Source organism: Streptomyces sp. NPDC016469 (assembly GCF_040632905.1).
Classification (GTDB): Bacteria; Actinomycetota; Actinomycetes; order Streptomycetales; family Streptomycetaceae; genus Streptomyces.
Map to the genome: position 1 here is coordinate 105,349 of NZ_JBEYCQ010000006.1, position 20,014 is coordinate 125,362.

At 72.3% G+C, this 20,014-nt stretch carries 15 protein-coding genes; 8 read left to right on the top strand and 7 right to left on the bottom strand.

The window, feature by feature from the left end:
* Positions 1–6: 6 nt before the first annotated feature.
* The 4 genes from ccrA to ABZ565_RS08640 all read right to left on the bottom strand — a co-directional run bounded on the left by ccrA (position 7) and on the right by ABZ565_RS08640 (position 5,311).
* On the bottom strand, positions 7–1,347 hold the full coding sequence (gene ccrA / locus ABZ565_RS08625) for a crotonyl-CoA carboxylase/reductase (protein ID WP_361022632.1): 1,341 nt from the start codon (positions 1,345–1,347) through the stop codon (positions 7–9).
* Positions 1,348–1,758: 411 nt separating this feature from the next.
* Complete coding sequence (locus ABZ565_RS08630) at positions 1,759–2,559, bottom strand: GNAT family N-acetyltransferase (RefSeq protein WP_361022635.1); 801 nt, start codon at positions 2,557–2,559, stop codon at positions 1,759–1,761.
* A gap of 63 nt (positions 2,560–2,622) precedes the next feature.
* Positions 2,623–3,438 carry a TetR family transcriptional regulator gene (locus ABZ565_RS08635; RefSeq protein WP_361022175.1) on the bottom strand — a complete coding sequence of 272 codons (816 nt, stop codon included), beginning with the start codon at positions 3,436–3,438 and terminating at the stop codon, positions 2,623–2,625.
* 91 nt (positions 3,439–3,529) lie between these two features.
* On the bottom strand, positions 3,530–5,311 hold the full coding sequence (locus tag ABZ565_RS08640) for a 3-hydroxybutyryl-CoA dehydrogenase (protein ID WP_361022177.1): 1,782 nt from the start codon (positions 5,309–5,311) through the stop codon (positions 3,530–3,532).
* A gap of 334 nt (positions 5,312–5,645) precedes the next feature.
* On the opposite strand from ABZ565_RS08640, the gene ABZ565_RS08645 reads away from it, so the two are divergent.
* Positions 5,646–6,221 (top strand): adenylosuccinate lyase, encoded by a 576-nt coding sequence (locus ABZ565_RS08645; protein WP_361022180.1) that lies wholly within the window; start codon positions 5,646–5,648, stop codon positions 6,219–6,221.
* Positions 6,222–6,271: 50 nt separating this feature from the next.
* Here ABZ565_RS08645 and ABZ565_RS08650 read toward each other — a convergent pair whose 3' ends face one another.
* Together ABZ565_RS08650 and ABZ565_RS08655 are read right to left on the bottom strand one after the other, a co-directional pair.
* The gene (locus ABZ565_RS08650; protein WP_361022183.1) at positions 6,272–7,849 is read right to left on the bottom strand and encodes an alpha/beta hydrolase; all 1,578 of its coding nucleotides are present in this window, start codon (positions 7,847–7,849) and stop codon (positions 6,272–6,274) included.
* A 117-nt stretch (positions 7,850–7,966) separates the two neighbouring features.
* Positions 7,967–9,013 (bottom strand): Rv2578c family radical SAM protein, encoded by a 1,047-nt coding sequence (locus ABZ565_RS08655; RefSeq protein WP_361022186.1) that lies wholly within the window; start codon positions 9,011–9,013, stop codon positions 7,967–7,969.
* A gap of 148 nt (positions 9,014–9,161) precedes the next feature.
* On the opposite strand from ABZ565_RS08655, the gene ABZ565_RS08660 reads away from it, so the two are divergent.
* The 4 genes from ABZ565_RS08660 (at position 9,162) to ABZ565_RS08675 (ending at position 15,666) form a co-directional block, all read left to right on the top strand.
* Complete coding sequence (locus tag ABZ565_RS08660) at positions 9,162–9,605, top strand: SRPBCC family protein (RefSeq protein WP_361022189.1); 444 nt, start codon at positions 9,162–9,164, stop codon at positions 9,603–9,605.
* Positions 9,606–9,789: 184 nt separating this feature from the next.
* Positions 9,790–12,252 carry an MFS transporter gene (locus tag ABZ565_RS08665; protein WP_361022192.1) on the top strand — a complete coding sequence of 821 codons (2,463 nt, stop codon included), beginning with the start codon at positions 9,790–9,792 and terminating at the stop codon, positions 12,250–12,252.
* Positions 12,253–12,407: 155 nt separating this feature from the next.
* Positions 12,408–14,852, top strand: a complete 2,445-nt coding sequence (locus tag ABZ565_RS08670; protein WP_361022195.1) for a SpoIIE family protein phosphatase — start codon at positions 12,408–12,410, stop codon at positions 14,850–14,852.
* Between the two features lie 94 nt (positions 14,853–14,946).
* Positions 14,947–15,666, top strand: a complete 720-nt coding sequence (locus ABZ565_RS08675) for a class I SAM-dependent methyltransferase (RefSeq protein ID WP_361022198.1) — start codon at positions 14,947–14,949, stop codon at positions 15,664–15,666.
* A 31-nt stretch (positions 15,667–15,697) separates the two neighbouring features.
* Here the strand turns inward: ABZ565_RS08675 and ABZ565_RS08680 are convergent, their stop codons facing one another.
* Complete coding sequence (locus ABZ565_RS08680) at positions 15,698–16,588, bottom strand: LysR family transcriptional regulator (RefSeq protein ID WP_361022201.1); 891 nt, start codon at positions 16,586–16,588, stop codon at positions 15,698–15,700.
* Between the two features lie 130 nt (positions 16,589–16,718).
* On the opposite strand from ABZ565_RS08680, the gene ABZ565_RS08685 reads away from it, so the two are divergent.
* The 3 genes from ABZ565_RS08685 to ABZ565_RS08695 all read left to right on the top strand — a co-directional run bounded on the left by ABZ565_RS08685 (position 16,719) and on the right by ABZ565_RS08695 (position 20,003).
* Positions 16,719–17,720 (top strand): aldo/keto reductase, encoded by a 1,002-nt coding sequence (locus ABZ565_RS08685; protein ID WP_361022204.1) that lies wholly within the window; start codon positions 16,719–16,721, stop codon positions 17,718–17,720.
* A 113-nt stretch (positions 17,721–17,833) separates the two neighbouring features.
* The gene (locus ABZ565_RS08690; RefSeq protein WP_361022207.1) at positions 17,834–18,667 is read left to right on the top strand and encodes a M55 family metallopeptidase; all 834 of its coding nucleotides are present in this window, start codon (positions 17,834–17,836) and stop codon (positions 18,665–18,667) included.
* Entirely contained in the window at positions 18,660–20,003 is a 1,344-nt protein-coding gene (locus ABZ565_RS08695; RefSeq protein WP_361022210.1) for a M20/M25/M40 family metallo-hydrolase, read from the top strand. Before ABZ565_RS08690 ends, ABZ565_RS08695 begins: the two co-directional genes overlap by 8 nt.
* The last annotated feature ends 11 nt before the right edge of the window (positions 20,004–20,014 follow it).

Below are 20,014 nucleotides of genomic sequence, written 5' to 3' on the forward strand. Positions count from 1 at the left end.
TGAACCTCAGACGTTCCGGAAGCGGTTGATGGCGTCCAGGTGCTTCTCTCGCATTTCGTGGTCGCGCACGCCCATGCCCTCGCGCGGGGCCAGTGCCAGGACGCCGACCTTGCCCTGGTGGGCGTTGCGGTGCACGTCGTGGGCGGCCTGGCCGGTCTCCTCGAGCGAGTAGACCTTGGAGAGCGTCGGGTGGATCTTGCCCTTGGCGATCAGGCGGTTGGCCTCCCACGCCTCGCGGTAGTTGGCGAAGTGGGAGCCGATGATGCGCTTGAGCGACATCCACAGGTAGCGGTTGTCGTACTCGTGGTTGTAGCCCGAGGTCGAGGCGCAGGTGACGATGGTGCCGCCCTTGCGGGTCACGTAGACGCTCGCGCCGAACGTCTCGCGGCCCGGGTGCTCGAAGACGATGTCCACGTCCTCGCCGCCGGTCAGCTCGCGGATGCGCTTGCCGAACCGCTTCCACTCGCGCGGGTCCTGGTTCTGCTCGTCCTTCCAGAAGGCGTAGCCCTCGGCGTTGCGGTCGATGATCGCCTCGGCGCCCATCTTCCGGCAGATCTCCGCCTTCTGCTCGCTGGAGACGACACAGATCGGGTTGGCGCCACCGGCCAGCGCGAACTGCGTGGCGTACGAGCCGAGTCCGCCGCTCGCGCCCCAGATCAGCACGTTGTCGCCCTGCTTCATGCCGGCGCCGTTGCGCGAGACGAGCTGGCGGTACGCGGTGGAGTTGACGAGCCCGGGGGCCGCGGCCTCCTCCCAGCTGAGGTGACCGGGCTTCGGCATCAGCTGGTTCGACTTGACGAGCGCGATCTCCGCCAGGCCGCCGAAGTTGGTCTCGAAGCCCCAGATCCGCTGCTCCGGGTCGAGCATCGTGTCGTTGTGGCCGTCCGAGGACTCCAGTTCGACGGAGAGGCAGTGCGCGACGACCTCGTCACCGGGCTTCCAGGCGTTGACGCCGGGGCCGGTGCGCAGGACGACGCCCGCCAGGTCGGAACCGATGACGTGGTACGGCAGGTCGTGGCGCTTGGTGAGCTCGCTGACCCTGCCGTACCGCTCCAGGAAGCCGAAGGTGGAGACCGGTTCGAAGATCGAGGTCCAGACGGAGTTGTAGTTCACCGAGCTGGCCATGACCGCGACCAGGGCCTCGCCGGGACCGAGTTCCGGCACCGGCACGTCCTCCACGTGGAGCGACTTGCGCGGATCCTTGTCGCGGCTGTCGACCCCGGCGAACATCTCGGCCTCGTCCTTGTGGACGGTGACCGCGCGGTACGACTCGGGGACGGGCAGCGCCGCGAAGTCGGCGGCGGTGGGCGCGGCGGAGCCGCCCTTCGCTTCGGTCTGCGACTGGATCGCGTCCAGGATTTCCTTCACGGGTGCCTCCGGCGGATGGGGTCTCCCCCGCTCACGCGAAGCCGAGAGCTTGGGGAGGGCGTTGAGGGAACGCTGAGGGGCCCTGCGAACAGGGGGGACGGGTCTGGAGGTGTGCCGTCGGTTCGGCGGGGTGGTGCTCGACTGCTTGCTCGGTGGAGCAGAAGGGTTGCCTGGTGACGCAGGCGCCCGGGCGCGCAGGCACGTGGCTTGCGGGGACAGCCGGCGTACGTGAGGTGCCAGCACGCCGGCCGCCCGGATGCCTTCAACGTATGGCACTGCGTGACAGCTGACAAGGCACTCGGTGCCAATAATTTCCCTCAATTGTCAGCCGCCACCCACACGTGAGCAACCCGGGCGGCGGTATGCGCCGGTTCGCCCCGGTACAGACGGTCAGGTGTGCGTGGGGCGGTAGACGTACGGAGTCGTGGTGGTCAGTGCCATGAAGCCGAGCCGCTCCAGGATCGGGCGGCTGTCCTCGGTGGCGTCGACCTGGAGGTAGTCGTAACCCCGCTCCGCCGCCACGCCCGCCCGGAAGGCCACCAGCGCCCGGTAGACGCCCCGCCCGCGCCACGCGGGGTCCGTGCCGCCGCCCCAGAGCCCCGCGAACCGCGTGCCCGGGTACAGCTCCATGCGCGCGGAGCTGACCGGTTCGTCGCCCGCCATGGCCACCAGTGCCACGAAATGCTCCGGGTCCTCGCGCAGCCGGGCCACGACCTGCCGGAGCAGCCATGACCCGTCCTTGCCGAACGCCCGCTCATGGGCGCGCGCCATCAGCTCCGCGCCCGCCTCGTCCCGGACCTCTTCCAGCCGGACGCCCTCCGGCAGCCGCACCTCCGCGGCCAGCCCCGCCACCCGCGCCACGAGCAGCGTCTCCGGCTCCCCGGCCTCGAAACCGGCCGCCAGCAGTCGCGCGCCCAGGTCGGCCGGCCGGTCGTGCCCGTACAGCTTCCACTCGAACTCGTCGCAGCCCGCCCGCTCGCAGAGCGCCACCTGCTCCGCGACCGCCGCGTCCGCCCGGGCGGCATCCAGGTCCGGCGCGGACCACACCACCCCGTTCCAGTCGTGCGCGGCGCCCACCTGCCGTACCACGTCGCCCGCGCGCTCCACGCGCACGCCGGGGCCGTCGGGGCGGGCCTGTTCGCGCATCACGCGGTCGAAGAGGGCGAGGAGGCGGACGCGCTCGGATGTCACATGATCGTTCATGCGCACACCTCAGCACCGGACTCCCGCCCCGGCAACGGGGTTTCCCCGGGCTCAGCGCTCCTTGAGGGCCTGCTGGATCGTGCGCATCACTTCGTCCAGCGGCGCGTCCGTTCGCGCCACCGCGACCAGCACCTCGCCCTGGGTCTCCACCGACGCGGCCGGCGGCTTCGCGGGCTCGGCGCCCGCCGTGCGGCCCGCGCCGATGCCCGTGCCGAAGGTGTCGCGCACGATGGCGAACGCCTGGTCGAGCTGCGCCTCCACATCGCCCTGCCCGTCCGCCCGCAGCCAGCGGCGCAGCACATGGTTGTGCGCGGTGACGACGGCGGACGCGGCGACCTCGGCCAGCAACGGGTCGTCGTTGCCGGGATGGTGGTCGCGCTCGTCGAAGTGGCCCAGCAGATAACGCGTGAACAGCCGCTCGTAGCGGGCCACCGAGGCGATCTCCGCCTGGCGCAGGGTCGGCACCTCGCGGGTCAGCTTGTAACGGGCCACGGAGACCGCGGGCTTGGCCGCGTACATCCGCATGACCTCCTTGATGCCCCGGCACACCGTGTCGAGCGGGTGCTCGTGCGCCGGGGCCGCGTTGAGGACGGCCTCGGCCCGCACCAGGGTGTCGTCGTGGTCCGGGAAGATCGCCTCTTCCTTGGAGCGGAAGTGGCGGAAGAAGGTCCGCCGCGCCACGCCCGCCGCACCGGCGATCTCGTCGACCGTGGTGGCCTCGTATCCCTTCGTCGCGAAGAGTTCCATCGCCGCGGCGGCCAGCTCACGGCGCATTTTGAGCCGCTGGGCGGCGGCACGGGTGCCTGCGGCACTCTCCGGGACGTCGGGCGCGGCGGACACACGGGTGGACCTGGCGGGCTGGGACATGGTGTGAACGTACTGCATGGGGGCGGGAGAGCGCGCCTGCGGGGGCGGGCCGCCCGGAGGCCCGAGCAGCCCGCCCCAGCCGGCTCCCGGGTCAGCGCCGGGCATATTCGCGGAAACCGCGCCCCGTCTTGCGGCCGAGGCAGCCCGCGGCCACCAGGTGCTCCAGGAGCGGGGCGGGCGCCAGGCCCGGGTCGCGGAACTCGTTGTGGAGCACCTTCTCGATGGCCAGCGAGACATCGAGCCCGACCACGTCCAGCAGCTCGAACGGGCCCATCGGGTAGCCGCCGCCCAGCTTCATCGCGGCGTCGATGTCGTCGAGGGATGCATAGTGCTCCTCGACCATCTTGATCGCGTTGTTGAGGTACGGGAACAGCAGCGCGTTCACGATGAAGCCGGCCCGGTCACCGCAGTCCACCGGGTGCTTGCGGACCGTGCGGCACACCTCGTGGACCGTGGCGTGCACGTCGTCGGCGGTGAGCACCGTACGCACGACCTCGACCAGCTTCATCGCGGGCGCCGGGTTGAAGAAGTGCATCCCGACGACATCCTCGGGCCGCCCGGTGGCCCGGGCGATCGCGACGACCGGCAGCGAGGAGGTCGTCGTGGCCAGCACCGCGCCCGGCCGGCACACCTTGTCCAGCGTGGCGAACAGCTCCTGCTTGACCAGCAGGTCCTCGGCGACCGCCTCCACGGCGAGGTCCACCTCGGCGAACGCGTCCAGCGAAGCGGCCGGGGTGATCCGGGCCAGCGTCTCGTCCCGCGCCTCCTCCGTCAGCCGCCCCTTGGTGACCGACCGGTGCAGCGACGTGGCGATCCGGGCCTTGGCGAGGTCCGCCTTCTCCTGGCCGCGCGCGGCGAGCACCACGTCGTACCCCGCCTTGGCGAAGACCTCCGCGATCCCCGAGGCCATCGTCCCCGAGCCCGCGACGCCCACCGACCGCACGGTGCGCCCGGCGGTGCCCTCGCCGCGCGGGGCGGGCGTCAGCGCGTCCGGCACCACGGTCCGGCTGCCCGGCTCGGCGTAGGTGTAGAAGCCGCGCCCCGCCTTGCGGCCGGTCAGCCCGGCGGCGGCGAGCTGGCCGAGCACGGGCGCGGGGGCGTGCAGACGGTCGTGCGAGGCGGAGTACATCGCCTCCAGGACCGTGCGGGCCGTGTCGATGCCGATCAGGTCCAGCAGGGCCAGCGGCCCCATGGGCAGGCCGCAGCCCAGCTTCATCGCGGCGTCGATGTCCTCGCGGGTGGCGTAGTTCGCCTCGTACATCGCGGCGGCCTGGTTGAGGTAGCCGAACAGCAGGCCGTCCGCGACGAACCCGGGCCGGTCGCCGATGGCCACCGGCTCCTTGCCCAGCAGGCGCGCCAGCTCCGTGACGGCCGCGACGGCCGGCGGGGCCGTCAGCACCGACGAGACCACCTCGACCAGCTTCATCGCCGGCGCCGGGTTGAAGAAGTGCAGGCCGAGGACCCGCTCGGGGTGCTGCGACTCGGCCGCCAGCCGGGTCACGGACAGGGCGTTGGTGCCGGTGGCGAGGATCGCGGTGGGGGAGACGATCGCGTCGAGCTCCCGGAAGACCTGCTGCTTGATCTCGTACGACTCCGGCACGACCTCGATGACCAGCTCCGCGTCGGCGGCCGCCTGGAGGTCGGAGAACGTACGGAAGCGAGCGAGGGCGTCGCGCCGCTCTTCCTCGGTGATCCGCCCGCGCTCCACGGCGCGGGCGGTGGACGCCTCCAGCGAGGCGACGGCCCGGCGGGCGGCGGCCTCGTCGGTGTCGATGCCGACGACCTCGCGGCCCGAGCGGGCCAGGACCTCGGCGATTCCGGTGCCCATCGTGCCGAGACCGACGACGGCAATGGTGGAGAGAGGGGTGTCCATCACGGGACTCCAGGGGTGAGTGACGACTGGGAGAACGCACGGCGCGCACGGCGCGCGGGAGGTGCCTGTCGTGGTGTTCGACCACCGGGCGTGATCCACGCACGGGACCGGAAAGGAGCGACGGGCCCTGTCCCGGGGCCACGTCTCGTACAGCTGCCGAACCGACGACACTCCGGATGGCTGCGTCACCAGGCCATCGGAGCGACGGGAGCATGTCCCGCTCAACTGAGCTTAACCAGCGAGTAACGAGCGCGCCAGCCCTGACCAGTTGTGGCCCGCACCACATTCCCGGGGCCCGCCGATACGCACCGTGTCCGCCGTTACGCTGACGGTCATGGACGACGAGGAGTTCCGGTCACTGGCGCACCGGCTGGCCGACGAGGCGGGGGAGTCGGCGGCCTACCGCGCCCTGCTCGCCACCGAGGACGACGAGGAACTGGCCCAGGTACTGGTCGAGCACGAATGCCCGCTGTGGGCGCGGGAGATCGCCGCGTTCCGGCTGGGCTGCGCCGGTGACCGCCGCGCCTTCGAGCCCCTGGTACTCCTGCTCAACCACCGCGACCCCGACCGCTGCGTCAGCGCCGCCCACGCCCTGGCCCGCCTCGGCGACCCCCGCACCCCGCGCGCCGCCGCCGCACTCGCCACCAACACCCTGCGCACCGCCTACGCCCTCCACCCGGTCCGCCTGCTCGCCACGCTGAGCGCCCCCGAATCCGTACCCGCCCTGATCGAGACCCTGTCCGGCCTGCTGGCCCCGGACGAACCGCACTGGCGCGTCGCCCTCGCGTGCGTGGAGGGCCTCGGGTCCCTCGGGGACGCCCGCGCCCGCCCGGTCCTGGAGGCGGCGCTGCCCCGGCCCCGGCTGGCGGACGCGGCCCGGGAGGCGCTGGGCCGGCTACCGGCGGGATGAGCGGAGGGGCGCACGCGGTCGTTCCGTGTGCGACCCCTCGGTGCCGTGGCTCAGCCCCGGAACCCCAGCAGCCCGTGCAGGGTGCTGCCCGGGTCCGGGCGTGCCGCCGGGCGTGCGGACTTGGCGGTCTCCGGTTCCGGGTCGGGCGTCTTCGCGCAGACCGCGTCCACGTCGCCCCGGCCGGCCCGGGGCACCGTGCCCTTCGCCAGGTAGTCCGTCAGGTAGCGGTCCAGGCAGGCGTTGCCGCTCAGGGTGATCCCGTGGTTGCCGCCGCCCTGTTCGACGACGAGGCGGGAGCCGCGCAGTTTGCGGTGCAGGGTGACTCCGCCCTCGTACGGGGTGGCCGCGTCGTCCGTCGCCTGGAACAGGAGCGCAGGGGGCAGCGCGTGGTTGGACACCCGCACCGGGTTCAGCGGCTCCACCGGCCAGTCGGCGCACGGCGCGTTGTACCAGGTGTTGCCCCAGGCCATGAACGGCGCCTTCGCGTGCACCCGCCAGGTGTCGTTGCGCCAGGTGTTCCAGTCGCGCGGCCAGGAGGCGTCCCGGCACTGCACGGCCGTGTAGACCGAGTAGCCGTTGTCGCCCTCCGCGTCCACCGCGCCGAACCGTTCGAACGCCGCGACGAGCGGCTTCTCGTCCTTGTCGTTGACGTACGCGGCGAACGCCTCGGCCAGCACCGGCCAGTAGCCGTTGTAGTAGCCGCCCGGCAGGAAGGTGTCGTCCAGCTCGCCGGCGCCGACCTTCTTGCCCGCCGGGCGCTTCTTCACCGCGTCCCGCATCCGGTACCAGGCGGCCTCGACCTTCGCCGGGTCACCGCCCAGGTGATAGGTGGAGTCGTACTTCGCGACCCAGGCGGCGAACGCCTTGTGCCGGGTGTCGAACGCGTAGTCCTGGGTGAGGTTGTCCTCGTACCAGACGCCCTCGGGGTCCACGTTCGAATCGAGGACCAGCCGCCGGACGCGGTCCGGGAAGAGCTTCGCGTACACCGCGCCGAGGTAGGTGCCGTAGGAGTAGCCGAAGTAGTTGAGCTGCCGCGCCCCGGTCGCGCGCCGGATCACGTCCAGGTCCTTGGCCGCGCTCACCGTGTCCATGTACGGGAGCAGGTCCGGGTACTTCTCGCCGCAGGCCGCCGCGAAGTCACGGGCCCGGTTGCGGTTGACGCGCTCGCCGCCGAGGGACTGCGGTACGGGGTCGGGCCTGACCGGGTCGAAGTACCCGGGCAGGCAGTCCAGGGCCGGGCGGCTCTTCCCGACGCCGCGCGGGTCGAAGCCGATCACGTCGTACTGCGAGGCGACCGCCTTCGGCAGCGAGGCGGCGATGAAGCCGGCCATCGACAGGCCGCTGCCGCCGGGGCCGCCCGGGTTCACCAGCAGCGGGCCCTGGAAGGTCTTCGAGGTGTGCGGCACGCGTGTCAGGGCCAGGGTGACCTGGCGGCCCGCCGGGTCGTCGTGGTCCAGCGGTGAGCGCACCGTCGCGCACTGGAGCGTCGGCGAGGACTTCGTACCGCAGTCCTTCCAGGCGAGCGGTGCGGCACGCGGGGTCGCGGTGTCCGCCGCGGCCGGCGCGGCGGTCACCAGACCGGCGACCGTCGCCCCGACGGCGCACAGCAGTACTGAACGGTTCGTCATATGGCCTCCCGGGATGGGGGAACACGGCTGCGCGGGACGCAGCCCCCGCCGCATGTTCCCCGCAATCAGCGCCGGAAGGACCCGTTGTGGTGAGAGATGACCCGTTTGCGCGCCCGCTCAGAGCAGGGTCAGCTGGGTGGGCTCGGAACCGTCGAGCGGCGGACGCGGTTCGCGGCGGGGGAGCTTGCGGGCCGCACCCCGGTGCGAGGGCCCGATCCCGTACTCGGCCGCCAGTTCGTGCACGTAACGGGTGATGCGCCGCTGGTACCAGGTCGGTGCGTAGGCGCCGTCCGCGTACAGCCGCTCGTAACGCCGTACGAGGTGCGGGTGGTGGTGGCCCAGCCACTCCATGAACCACTCCCGGGCGCCGGGGCGCAGATGCAGGACGAGCGGGGTCACCGACGTCGCACCGGCGGCGGCGATCGCGCGCACGGTGGCCCGCAGCTGCTCGGGGCTGTCACCGAGGTGCGGGATGACCGGCGCCATCAGCACCCCGCAGCCGATGCCCACCTCGCTCAGTCTCCGTACGACATCGAGCCGGCGCTCCGGTGAGGGCGTGCCGGGCTCCACGGTCCGCCACAGCTCGGGGTCGGTGAACCCGACCGAGACCGAGACACCGACCTCGGTGACCTCGGCCGCCTGCCGCAGCAGCTCCAGGTCGCGCAGGATCAGCGTGCCCTTCGTCAGGATCGAGAACGGGTTCGCGTGGTCGCGCAGGGCGCCCAGGATGCCGGGCATCAGCCGGTAGCGGCCCTCCGCCCGCTGGTAGCAGTCGACGTTGGTGCCCATCGCGATGTGCGCGCCGTGCCAGCGCGGCGAGGCGATCTCGCGGCGGACCAGCTCCGGGGCGTTGACCTTGACGACGATCTGCGAGTCGAAGCCGAGTCCGGTGTCGAGGTCGAGATAGCTGTGGGTCTTGCGGGCGAAGCAGTAGACGCAGGCGTGCGTGCAGCCCCGGTACGGGTTCACGGTCCATTCGAACGGCATCCGGGAGGCGCCGGGCGCCCGGTTCACGATCGAGCGGGCCCGGATCTCGTGGAAGGTGATCCCCCGGAATTCCGGGGTGTCGAAGGTGCGGGTGGTCACCGCGTCGGCGGCGAAGAGCGCACCCGTGCCGCTCGTGGGGTGGTTGGCGTTGTCTTCAGCCAGATTGTCCCAGCGCATGGACGCCTCCTCGGTAGTTCTGGAACGAGAATAGAACACTTGTTCCCATGATCGTTTTTTCCCGTTCGTCCCGGCCCGGATTTTGAGCCGGACACCCGAGGTGATTGGCTCAGCACACCCCGAAGAACCGAGTGCTGGAGGAGCAGGCATGGCGCAGGTCGAGGCCACGACGGAGCGGATCATCGCGGCGGACGCGGAGGCGGTGTTCGACGCGCTGGCCGACTACAAGGACGTCCGGGGCAAGGTGCTCCCCGCCCACTACAGCGAGTACGAGGTGCGCGAGGGCGGTGACGGCGAGGGCACCCTCGTCCACTGGAAGCTCCAGGCCACCAGCAAGCGGGTGCGCGACTGCCTCGTCGAGGTCGCCGAGCCGACCGACGGGCAGCTCGTGGAGAAGGACCGCAACTCCTCGATGGTCACCACCTGGACCGTCACCCCGGCCGGCGAGGGCAGGTCCAAGGCCGTCGTCACGACCGTGTGGAACGGCGCCGGCGGCATCGGCGGTTTCTTCGAGAAGACCTTCGCGCCCAAGGGCCTCGCCCGCATCTACGACGAGCTGCTGGCGAACCTCGCCGCCGAGGTCGAGAACTGACGCCGCGTCGTCACCGCCCGCCTCACCGGTTCGGGTGGTCTTTGCGGCGGGGCGGTTGTGCGCCGTAGTGCCTCCGACCGGGGGTTACGCCCCCTGAGTGCGCCGCCGGCGCCCCCCGTCGCGTTTGCCCTCACTTATCGCCTGATGCGAGAAATGTGCGGCAGCGCGACGAGGGGAGCGGCACGTGGTGGGTGGCATCACACTGTTGGACGACGAGCCGGGCGGCCCGGGGGACGCCGAGGCGGCGCCCGTGCCCGCCCCGCCCCCACCGCCCCCGGTCGCGACGGAGACCGCCGCCGGTGACACGTCCGACGGCATCGCCGCGGACCCCCGCCGGATCCGGCTGGTCTTTGTCGGGCTGATGCTCACCCTCCTGCTCGCGGCGCTCGACCAGATGATCGTCGCCACCGCGCTCCCGAAGATCGTCGGCGAGCTGCACGGCCTGGAGAAGATGTCCTGGGCGGTCACCGCCTATCTGCTCGCCTCCACGATCGGCCTGCCGGTCTACGGGAAGCTGGGTGACCTCTTCGGCCGCAAGGGCGTCTTCCAGTTCGCCATCGTCGTCTTCGTCGTCGGCTCCGCGCTGGCCGGCTGGTCCCGCACCATGGACCAGCTCATCGCCTTCCGGGCGCTCCAGGGCATCGGCGGCGGCGGGCTGATGATCGGCGTGCAGGCGATCATCGCGGACGTGGTCCCGCCCCGCGAGCGCGGCAGGTTCATGGGCCTCATCGGCGCCGCCTTCGGCCTGGCCTCGGTGGCCGGACCGCTGCTGGGCGGCTTCTTCACGGACCACGCCTCCTGGCGCTGGTGCTTCTACATCAACGTGCCGTTCGGCCTGATCACCCTCGCCGTGATCACCGTCGTCCTCAAGCTCCCCCGGCCCACCGTCCGCCCCCGGCTCGACATCCTCGGCGCCGCGCTCCTCGCCGCCGCCTCCACCTGCCTGGTACTGCTGACCAGCTGGGGCGGCACGGAGTACGCCTGGGGGTCGGGCACCATCCTGGGCCTGGGTGCCGGAGCTGCCGTAACGACTCTGCTGTTCCTCCTCGTGGAGAGCCGTGCCGCCGAACCCATCATTCCGCTGCGGCTGTTCCGCGACTCGATCTTCAACGTGACCGCCCTGGTCGGCGCGGTCGTCGGCGTGGCGCTGTTCGGCGCGGCCAGCTATCTGCCGACCTTCCTCCAGATGGTCGACGGGGCCACCGCCACCGAGTCCGGGCTGCTGATGCTCCCCATGATGGGCGGCATCGTCGGCGCCTCCGTGGTCTCGGGCCAGCTCATCTCCCGCACCGGGCGCTACCGCGTCTACCCGATCGCGGGCAGCGCGGTCTCGGCGGTGGGCATGTGGCTGCTGTCCCGTCTGGAGACCGACACCCCGCGCCTCGAATACAGCATCGCGCAGGCGGTCCTCGGCCTCGGGATCGGGCTGATCATGCCGGTCCTGGTCCTCGCCGTGCAGAACTCGGTGCGCCCCGCCGACCTGGGCACCGCCACCAGCGCCAACAACTACTTCCGGCAGATCGGCGGCAGCGTGGGCGCCGCCGTCTTCGGCACCCTGTTCGCCGGACGGCTCGCCGACGCGCTCGCTGTCCGGCTGCCCTCCGGGGCGGACCTCCCCGACCCGGAGTCGATCAGCCCCCAGCTGGTCCACGCGATGGAGCCCGCGCTGCGGGACGCCTACATCCAGGCGTACGCCGACGCGATGCCCCGGATCTTCCTCTACCTCGTGCCGGTCCTCGTGCTCGGCCTGTTCTTCGCCTTCTTCCTCAAGGAGAAACCGCTGGTGTCCCACAGCCCCGAAACCACCGCAGGACCCGAAGCCACCACCGAGTGCACCCCGATCCCCTCCGCCCGCACCGACCCGGCCGCCCCGTCCGCGGGCTACCTCTCCGGCGTCCCCGTCTCCGGCACCGTCCAGCACTCCGACGGTACGAAGGTGCCGCGCGCCGCCCTCACCCTCATCGACGTCCAGGGCCAGCAGGTCGGCCGGGGCGCCAGCGGTGACGAGGGGCGGTACGCGCTCAGCGTGCCGGGCGCCGGTTCGTACGTCCTGATCGCCGCCGCCGGGGGCCACCAGCCGCAGGCCGTCAGCGTCACCGTCGGCGAACGCCCCGTCGAGCTGGACGTGGTGCTCGGCGGCGCCGGCCGGCTCGCGGGCACCGTCGTCACGGCGGACGGGGTCCCCGTGCGGGACGCGGCCGTCACGCTGACCGACGTACGCGGCGAGGTCGTCGCCTCCACGCGCAGCGGGCGCGAGGGCGGCTACGTGATCGGCGAGCTGGTCGCCGGCGAGTACACCCTCGCCGCGTCCGCCCCGGCCTTCCGGCCCGCCGCGCTCCCGGTCAGCGTGCAGGCGGCCCGGGAGACCCGGCAGGACATCGAACTGGCCGGCGGCGCCGTGCTGCGCGGGATCGTCCGGGCCACCGCCGGGCGGCCCGTCGAGGACGCCCGGGTCACGCTCCTGGACGCGGCGGGCAACGTCGTGGACACCGTGACCACGGGGCCGGACGGGGCGTTCCGCTTCGTGGACCTGTCCACCGGCGAGTACACCGTGATCGCGGCCGGCTACCCGCCCGTCGCCACGGTCCTCCAGGTCGCGGGCGGCGGTCGCACCGAGCGCGACCTCCAACTGGGGCACGAGGACTGAACTCCCCGCGCCCGGGTAGCCGTTGCGCCCCGGAGTGCGCGGGGCGCACCACCCCCGAGGGTGATTCCGCCGATGCCCCGCGCACTCCGGTCGCGGCCCCGTACCGTGGAGTCACGCGCCGCGGAATGCCGCGGTGAGGAAGGAGCCTTCCCCTCATGGACCTCGGTGTGCCGCCGCAGAGGACACCACAGCCGGGTGACGGCACGGCGGGCCGCGTGCCGCTCGCCGTGGCCGTGGTCGACGCGGAGGGGCTCGTCTCGCACTGGTCGACCGGGGCGAGAAGGCTCTTCGGCGTCCCCCGTGAGGACGCGGTCGGCTGCCCCGCCGGTGAACTCCTGCCCGTGTCCGGGGTGCTGGGCGCGGACGGCGTACCCGCGGAGTACGACGAGGGCCCCGCGCTCGACAGCTCGCTCAGCGGGGACTTCCCCTACCCGGCTTCGGGCCGGGCCCGCCTCGACGAGCCCGGGCGCGGCCGGATCGACGTGCTGTGGTGGGCCTACCCGCTCGCCGGCCCCGGCCCGGCCCGGCTCCTGGTGCTCGCCGCCGACTGCGCGCACCTGTGCGGCGCGGAGGGCGGCGAGGACCTCCCCGCCCGTACGGTCGCCCCCGGCTTCGCCCTGCACACCGACTTCCCCGGCCACCCCGAGCTGTCCGCCCGGCTGCCCGAGATCCTGCCGAACATGAGCGTCCAGGAGGCGACCGGGATCGTCACCCAGGTGCTCGAACTGGGCTACCCGGTCCTGGAGTTCAGCCACCACGAACGCGTCCCCGTCACCCCGGACTGGGGCGTGCCCAAGCGCGCCGGAGGGCCGTCGGTGCGGGAGGAGCGGTACGGCGAGGCGGCGACGGTGGTCCCGCCGCGCACCGTGCCCCGCCCCGAGCTGGACCTCGAATACGCGGCGGTCCGCGAACGGCTGGAATTCCTCAACGAGGTGAGCGGCCGCATCGGCACCTCCCTCGATCTGGAACGCACCATCCGCGAGGTCACCAGCGCCGCCGTCCCCCGCTTCACCGACTTCGCCGGTACGCATCTGCGCGCCGCCGTCCTCGCCGGTGAGGGGTTCCCCGACGGGCCGCCCGACGTCACCACCGTCTGGCACCGCGTCTGGGTCGAGCACAACGACGAACCGGGCCGCTGGGACGACACCGTGCCCGTCGGCGAGGCCATCGCCTTCCCCGAACACACCCCGTTCTTCCAGTGCATGGTCACCGGCGAGCCCGTCATCGTGCCGTACGTGAGCGAGGAGCTGAGCAACCGGATCTCCGGCGAGTTCGAGAAGCGGGACCTGCGCCCCCTGATCACGCACCGTTCGCTGCTCATCGTGCCGCTCAAGGCCCGTGACGTGGTCCTCGGCTTCATGGTCCTGATGCGCCGCCCCGGCCGCGAGCCCTTCGACGACATGGACCGCACCACCGGCGCCGAACTCGCCGCGCGGGCCGGGCTCGTCCTGGACAACGCCCGCATGTACACGTACCAGGAGAACGTCGCCGAGACGCTCCAGGACAGCATGCTGCCCAAGGTCGAACCCCGCATGGCCGGCTGCGACATCGCGACCCGCTATCTGCCGGGCACCCGGCTCGGGCGGATCGGCGGCGACTGGTTCGACTCGGTGAAGCTGCCCGGGTCGCGCACCGCGCTGGTCGTCGGTGACGTCATGGGCCACGGGCTCAACTCGGCGGCGATGATGGGTCAGTTGCGGACCGCAGTGCTGACCATGGCCACCATGGAGATGCAGCCCGCCCAGCTCCTGCGCAACCTGGACGACCTGGCCCAGCGCCTCGGCGAGCAGTACCTCGCGACCTGCCTGTACGCGGTCTACGACCCGATCGCGGGCGAGCTCCAGATCGCCAACGCCGGCCACATCCCGCCCGTGCTGGTCCGCGCCGAGGACGGCCGGGCCGAACTGCTCGACCTGCCGACCGGGGCGCCCATCGGCGTCGGCGGGGTCGCCTTCGAGACCGCCACCGTGCGGGTCCGCCCCGGCGACCGGCTCGTCCTGTGCACGGACGGGCTGGTCGAGGTGCGCGGCCAGGACATCGGGGCCGGGCTCGCCGCGCTCTGCGCCTCCGCCGCCCACCCCGCCGCTTCGATGAACGACGCCTGCGACACCATCATCCGCGCCCTGAACACCGGCGACGGCCGCAAGGACGACGTCGCCCTGCTGATGGCCCGGCTCAACGGCATCGCGGACGAGGACGTCGCCGAGTGGCAGCTCGCCCTGGACCCCCGCGAGGTGTCCCGGGCCCGCCGCCTGGTGCGCGGCCAACTGCTGGACTGGGAGCTGCCCGACGCGGCGGAAGCGGCCGAGCTGATGGTCAGTGAGCTGGTCACCAACGCCTTCAAGCACGGCCGCACCCACCACATCGGGCTCCGGCTGGTCCGCACCGACGCGCTGCTGTGCGAGGTCAGCGACGACGAGCCGGCCCCCGCCTCGCTCCTCGGTGTCACCGACCACGACGAGTTCGGCCGGGGCCTCATGGTGGTGAGCGCGCTCGCCAAGGAGTGGGGCACCAGCGGCACGGCGCGCGGCAAGACCGTCTGGTTCGAGCTTGCCCTGTCCCGGGTGCCCAGAGCACGCACCAACGTCCGTCTTTCGTAAGGAGGTTGTGTCCACACCCTTGCCCCGGGTCACCCCTGGGCAGTAGTCCCTGGCTGAGCAGAGCAAGCCTGTACGACGGGACCTTGGAGTACGCATGGGTGTGTCACGGCAATACCGCGAGGCATGGGAAGGCTACTGGGCGGCCACCTCCCACGAGCCCGGCGAGGCGATCTGGGACTCCGGCCCGGATCTGAGCGCCGTACCGCACAGCCGGCTGCTCCTGCGACACGCGGACGCCACCCTGCCCGTCGTGGACCTCGGCTGCGGGAACGGCACGCAGACCCGCTACCTCGCCACCCTCTTCCCCCGCGCCCTCGGTGTGGACCTCTCCGAAGCGGCGATCGAGCACGCCCGGAAGGCGGACCCGGGGGAGACCGCCGCGTACGACCGCCTCGACCTCACCGACGCCGAGGCCGTGCGCGCCCTGCACGAGCGCACCGGCGAGGTGAACGTCTACATGCGGGCGGTGATCCACCAGAGCGACCCCGAGGCCCGCCCGGCCGTCGCCGCCGCCGTCGCCACGCTCATCGGCGCACGCGGCCGGGCCTTCGTCGCCGAGTTGACCCCCGCCTCCAAGGACGTCCTGCAACGCGCCGCGCAGAGCCCCGGCGGACCGGGCCCGAAGTTGCGCCGGGTCTTCGAACACGGGCTGAAACCGGCGAGCGCCACCGACGAGGAGATCCCGGAGCTGCTGAGCGCCGCCGGGCTGACCGTCCTGGACAGCGGCGACACGGTCCTGCCGCAGACCGAGAACCTCCCCGACGGCACCCGGATCGACCTGCCGGCGCGGTGGTTCGTGCTGGCCACGGCCTGACCCCGGGCCGGGGGCTCGTACGCCCCCGGCCTCAGCTCCCCGTCTCGTCCCGGAGCAGTGCCATGAGGGCCCGCGCCCCCGGGCTCAGCGCCCGCGCCTCGGGGAGCACCACGGCACTCTCGTAGTACGCCTCGCCGGCGCCCTCGGGCCGCACCGCGACGAGGCCGCGCGCCTCGGGCTTGCGGGAGAAGTGGTGCGGCACGAGGGCGATGCCCAGCTGCTCGTGCACCAGCTCCAGCAGGCTGTGGACGTCGGTCACCTCCAGGGCCACCGTGCGCCGCACCCCGGCCGCCGTGAACGCCGCGTCGGCCGCGCGGCGCGGACCGAAGTCCGGATGGAAGTCGATGAACGGCTCACCGGCCAGCTCCGCCCAGCCCGCCCGGTCCGCCGCCGCCAGCCGGTGGCCCGGCGCGCACAGCAGCACCATGGGCTCCCGGGCCAGCGGGACCAGCTCCCCGCGCCAGCCCGCAGGATCCACCGTCGCGGCGAAGGCGATGTCGAGCCGCCCGCCCGCCACCCCGTCCACCAGCCGCGCCGTGCCCTCCTGACGCAGCCGGATCTCCATGTGTGGGTGGGCGTGGTGGAAGGCGGCGAGCAGCCGGGGCAGCCGCAGCCCGGCCACGCACTGCTCCACGCCCACCGACAGGGTCCCGCGCAGCAGCCCCCGTACCGCGTCGACGGCCTCCTTCGCGGCCCGCACCCCGGCCAGGGTGCGCTCCGCCTCGACCAGCAGGGCGCGCCCCGCCTCGGTCAGCCGTACGCTGCGCGTGGTCCGGCTGAACAGCGGCGTCCGCAGCTCCTGCTCCAGCGCCCGCACGGAGGCGGACAGGCCCGACTGCGAGACGGCGACCCGCTCCGCCGCGCGGGTGAAATGCCGTTCCTCGGCGACGGCCACGAAATGTTCCAGCTGGCGCAACTCCATGATTGAGAACTCTAGGCCCTGAATCCAAGCGGAATCTCCTGTTGGACTACTGGATCGAAGTGAGCGAGCCTTGACCGGAGCCCGGACCCCCGTCCGGGCCAAGCCGAACGTCTCTCCTGTGGAGTCCCGTATGTACATCCCGTCCGCCGACCGCTACGCGAACATGCCCTACCGGCGTACCGGGCGCAGCGGCCTGAAGCTGCCCGCCCTCTCGCTCGGCCTGTGGCACAACTTCGGCGGGGACCGGACACCGCAGACCCAGGGCGAGATCCTGCGCCGGGCCTTCGACCTCGGCATCACCCACTTCGACCTGGCCAACAACTACGGCCCGCCGCCCGGCTCCGCCGAGACCGCGATGGGCAAGGCGCTCGCCACGGACTTCGCCGCCCACCGGGACGAGATCATCGTCTCCACCAAGGCCGGCTACCTGATGTGGGACGGCCCGTACGGGGAGTGGGGTTCGCGCAAGAACCTGCTGGCCTCGCTGGACCAGAGCCTCACCCGGCTCGGCCTGGACTACGTCGACATCTTCTACTCGCACCGGCCGGACCCCGAGACCCCGCTCGAAGAGACGATGGGCGCACTCGACGCGGCGGTCCGCCAGGGCAAGGCGCTCTACGTCGGCGTCTCCAACTACTCACCCGAGCAGACCCGCGAGGCCGCCCGCATCCTGAAGGACCTGGGCACCCCGCTCCTCATCCACCAGCCGCGCTACTCGATGCTCGACCGCCGGCCCGAGGACGGACTGCTCACCGCCCTGGACGAGCTGGGCGTCGGCTCCATCGCGTACTCGCCGCTGGAACAGGGCATCCTCTCCGACCGCTATCTGAACGGCATCCCGGAGGGCTCCCGAGCCGCCGGCAGCAGTCCCTTCCTGTCGGCCGAGGCGGTCACCCCGGACCTGGTGTCCCGGCTGCGCGAACTGAACGAACTCGCCGCCGCGCGCGGCCAGTCGCTCGCCCAGCTGGCCCTGGCCTGGGTGCTGCGCGGCGGGCGCGTCACCTCCGCCGTGGTCGGCGCGAGCAGCGTCGCCCAGCTGGAGAACAACGTCGAGACGGTCCGCAACCTGGACTTCACCGACAAGGAACTCGCCCGGATCGAGAAGCTGCTGAAGGGCGCCAAGCGCGGCTGACGACCCCGCACCCCGGCGGCCCGCACCGGCCGCCGGGGGCGTCATTGGATTGGACCTGTGGCGTACTCGGCACCCCTGGCCTGGGCGTTCATCGACGCGTACCGTGTGGCCGCATGAAGATCCTCGTCAGCGCCGACATGGAAGGCGCCACCGGCGTGACCTGGCCGGCCGACGTGCTGCCCGGCACGCCGCAGTGGGAGCGGTGCCGCTCCCTGTTCACCTCCGACGTCAACGCCGCCGCCCTCGGCTTCTACGACGGGGGAGCGGACGAGGTGCTGATCAACGAGGCCCACTGGTCCATGCGCAACCTGCTCCTGGAGAGACTGGACGACCGCGTCCAGATGCTCACCGGCAAGCACAAGTCGCTCAGCATGGTCGAGGGCATCCAGCACGGCGACGTCGACGCGGTCGCCTTCGTCGGCTACCACACGGGGGCCGGTACGGAGGGCGTCCTCGCCCACACCTACCTCGCCAACTCCATCACCGGGGTCTGGCTGAACGGCGCAAGGGCCAGCGAGGGCCTGCTCAACGCGCATGTAGCCGCCGAATACGGAGTCCCCGTGGTCCTCGTCACCGGCGACGACCTGACGTGTGTGGACGCCGAGGGGTACGCCCCCGACGCGGCGAAGGTGGCCGTCAAGGACTATGTGTCGCGGTACGCCGCGGTCTGCCGCACCCCCGCCCGCACCGCCGCCGACATCCGGGCGGCCGCCGCGCAGGCCGTCTCCCTGGCCGGGCGGTACACACCGGTGGAGGGCGGCCCGTTCACCGTGGAGCTGGAATTCGACGCCGAGCACCTGGCCGCGGCGGCCACCGTCGTGCCCGGGGTCGCGGCCGGCGGCGAGAGGCGGGTCTCCTACACCAGCGCGACGATGTACGAAGGTATCCGCACGTTCAAGGCGGTGACGACCATCGTCTCGTCCGCCGTGGAGGAGCAGTATGGCTGAGACGACCGCCCCCCAGGACTCCGTCGACCCCGTCGCGCTCGACGAATCGGTGACGTTCACCTCCGAACTGATCCGCATCGACACCACCAACCGGGGCGGCGGCGACTGCCGCGAACGCCCCGCCGCCGAGTACGTCGCCGAACGGCTCGCCGCCACCGGCCTCGAACCCGCCCTCCTGGAACGCACCCCCGGCCGTACCAACGTGGTCGCGCGGATTCCCGGCACCGACCCGTCCGCCCCCGCGCTCCTGGTCCACGGCCACCTCGACGTGGTGCCGGCCGAGGCCGCCGACTGGACCGTGCACCCCTTCTCCGGCGAGGTCCGCGACGGGAACGTGTGGGGGCGCGGCGCCATCGACATGAAGAACATGGACGCGATGGTCCTGGCCGTGATCCGGTTCTGGGCCCGGGCCGGCATCCGCCCCCGCCGCGACATCGTCATCGCGTACACCGCCGACGAGGAGGCCAGCGCCGATGACGGCTCCGGCTTCCTCGCCGACCGGCACGCCGCCCTCTTCGAAGGATGTACGGAGGGCATCAGCGAGTCCGGCGCGTTCACGTTCCACGCCGGGCCGAACATGCCGCTGTACCCCATCGCGGCCGGCGAACGCGGCACCGGCTGGCTGAAGCTCACCGCTCGCGGCAAGGCCGGCCACGGCTCCAAGGTCAACCGCGCCAACGCCGTCAGCGAGCTCGCCGCCGCCGTCGCCCGCATCGGCGAGCACGAGTGGGCCGTCCGGCTCACCCCCACGGTCCGCGCCGCCCTCACCGAGATCGCCGCGCTCCACGGCATCCACCCCGACCTCGACGCCCCCGGTTTCGACGTCGACGAACTCCTCGGCAAGCTCGGACCGGCCGCCGCGCTCGTCGCCCCGACCGTCCGCAACAGCTCCAATCCGACGATGCTGGAGGCCGGTTACAAGGTCAACGTCATCCCGGGCCACGCCACCGCCTACATCGACGGCCGGACCGTCCCCGGTGGCGAGGAGGAGTTCCACGCCACGATGGACCGGCTCACGGGCCCCTCCGTCGACTGGGAGTTCCACCACCGCGAGGTCGCCCTCCAGGCGCCGGTCGACTCACCCACGTACGGCAGACTCCGGGCCGCCATCGAGCGGTTCGACCCGGACGGGCACGTCGTGCCCTACTGCATGTCCGGTGGCACCGACGCCAAGCAGTTCTCCCGGCTCGGCATCACCGGTTACGGCTTCTCGCCGCTGAAGCTGCCCGTCGGCTTCGACTACCAGGCCCTCTTCCACGGCGTGGACGAACGCGTCCCCGTCGACGCGCTGCACTTCGGCGTCCGGGTCCTGGACCACTACCTGCGCACCGCCTGACCCACTCGGGG

Coding starts and splice junctions, on each gene's coding strand:
- ABZ565_RS08635 (WP_361022175.1), bottom strand. CDS start 3,438: ATGTCCCAGCCCGCCAGGTCCACCCGTGTGTCCGCCGCGCCCGACGTC.
- ABZ565_RS08640 (WP_361022177.1), bottom strand. CDS start 5,311: ATGGACACCCCTCTCTCCACCATTGCCGTCGTCGGTCTCGGCACGATG.
- ABZ565_RS08645 (WP_361022180.1), top strand. CDS start 5,646: ATGGACGACGAGGAGTTCCGGTCACTGGCGCACCGGCTGGCCGACGAG.
- ABZ565_RS08650 (WP_361022183.1), bottom strand. CDS start 7,849: ATGACGAACCGTTCAGTACTGCTGTGCGCCGTCGGGGCGACGGTCGCC.
- ABZ565_RS08655 (WP_361022186.1), bottom strand. CDS start 9,013: ATGCGCTGGGACAATCTGGCTGAAGACAACGCCAACCACCCCACGAGC.
- ABZ565_RS08660 (WP_361022189.1), top strand. CDS start 9,162: ATGGCGCAGGTCGAGGCCACGACGGAGCGGATCATCGCGGCGGACGCG.
- ABZ565_RS08670 (WP_361022195.1), top strand. CDS start 12,408: ATGGACCTCGGTGTGCCGCCGCAGAGGACACCACAGCCGGGTGACGGC.
- ABZ565_RS08675 (WP_361022198.1), top strand. CDS start 14,947: ATGGGTGTGTCACGGCAATACCGCGAGGCATGGGAAGGCTACTGGGCG.
- ABZ565_RS08680 (WP_361022201.1), bottom strand. CDS start 16,588: ATGGAGTTGCGCCAGCTGGAACATTTCGTGGCCGTCGCCGAGGAACGG.
- ABZ565_RS08685 (WP_361022204.1), top strand. CDS start 16,719: ATGTACATCCCGTCCGCCGACCGCTACGCGAACATGCCCTACCGGCGT.
- ABZ565_RS08690 (WP_361022207.1), top strand. CDS start 17,834: ATGAAGATCCTCGTCAGCGCCGACATGGAAGGCGCCACCGGCGTGACC.
- ABZ565_RS08695 (WP_361022210.1), top strand. CDS start 18,660: ATGGCTGAGACGACCGCCCCCCAGGACTCCGTCGACCCCGTCGCGCTC.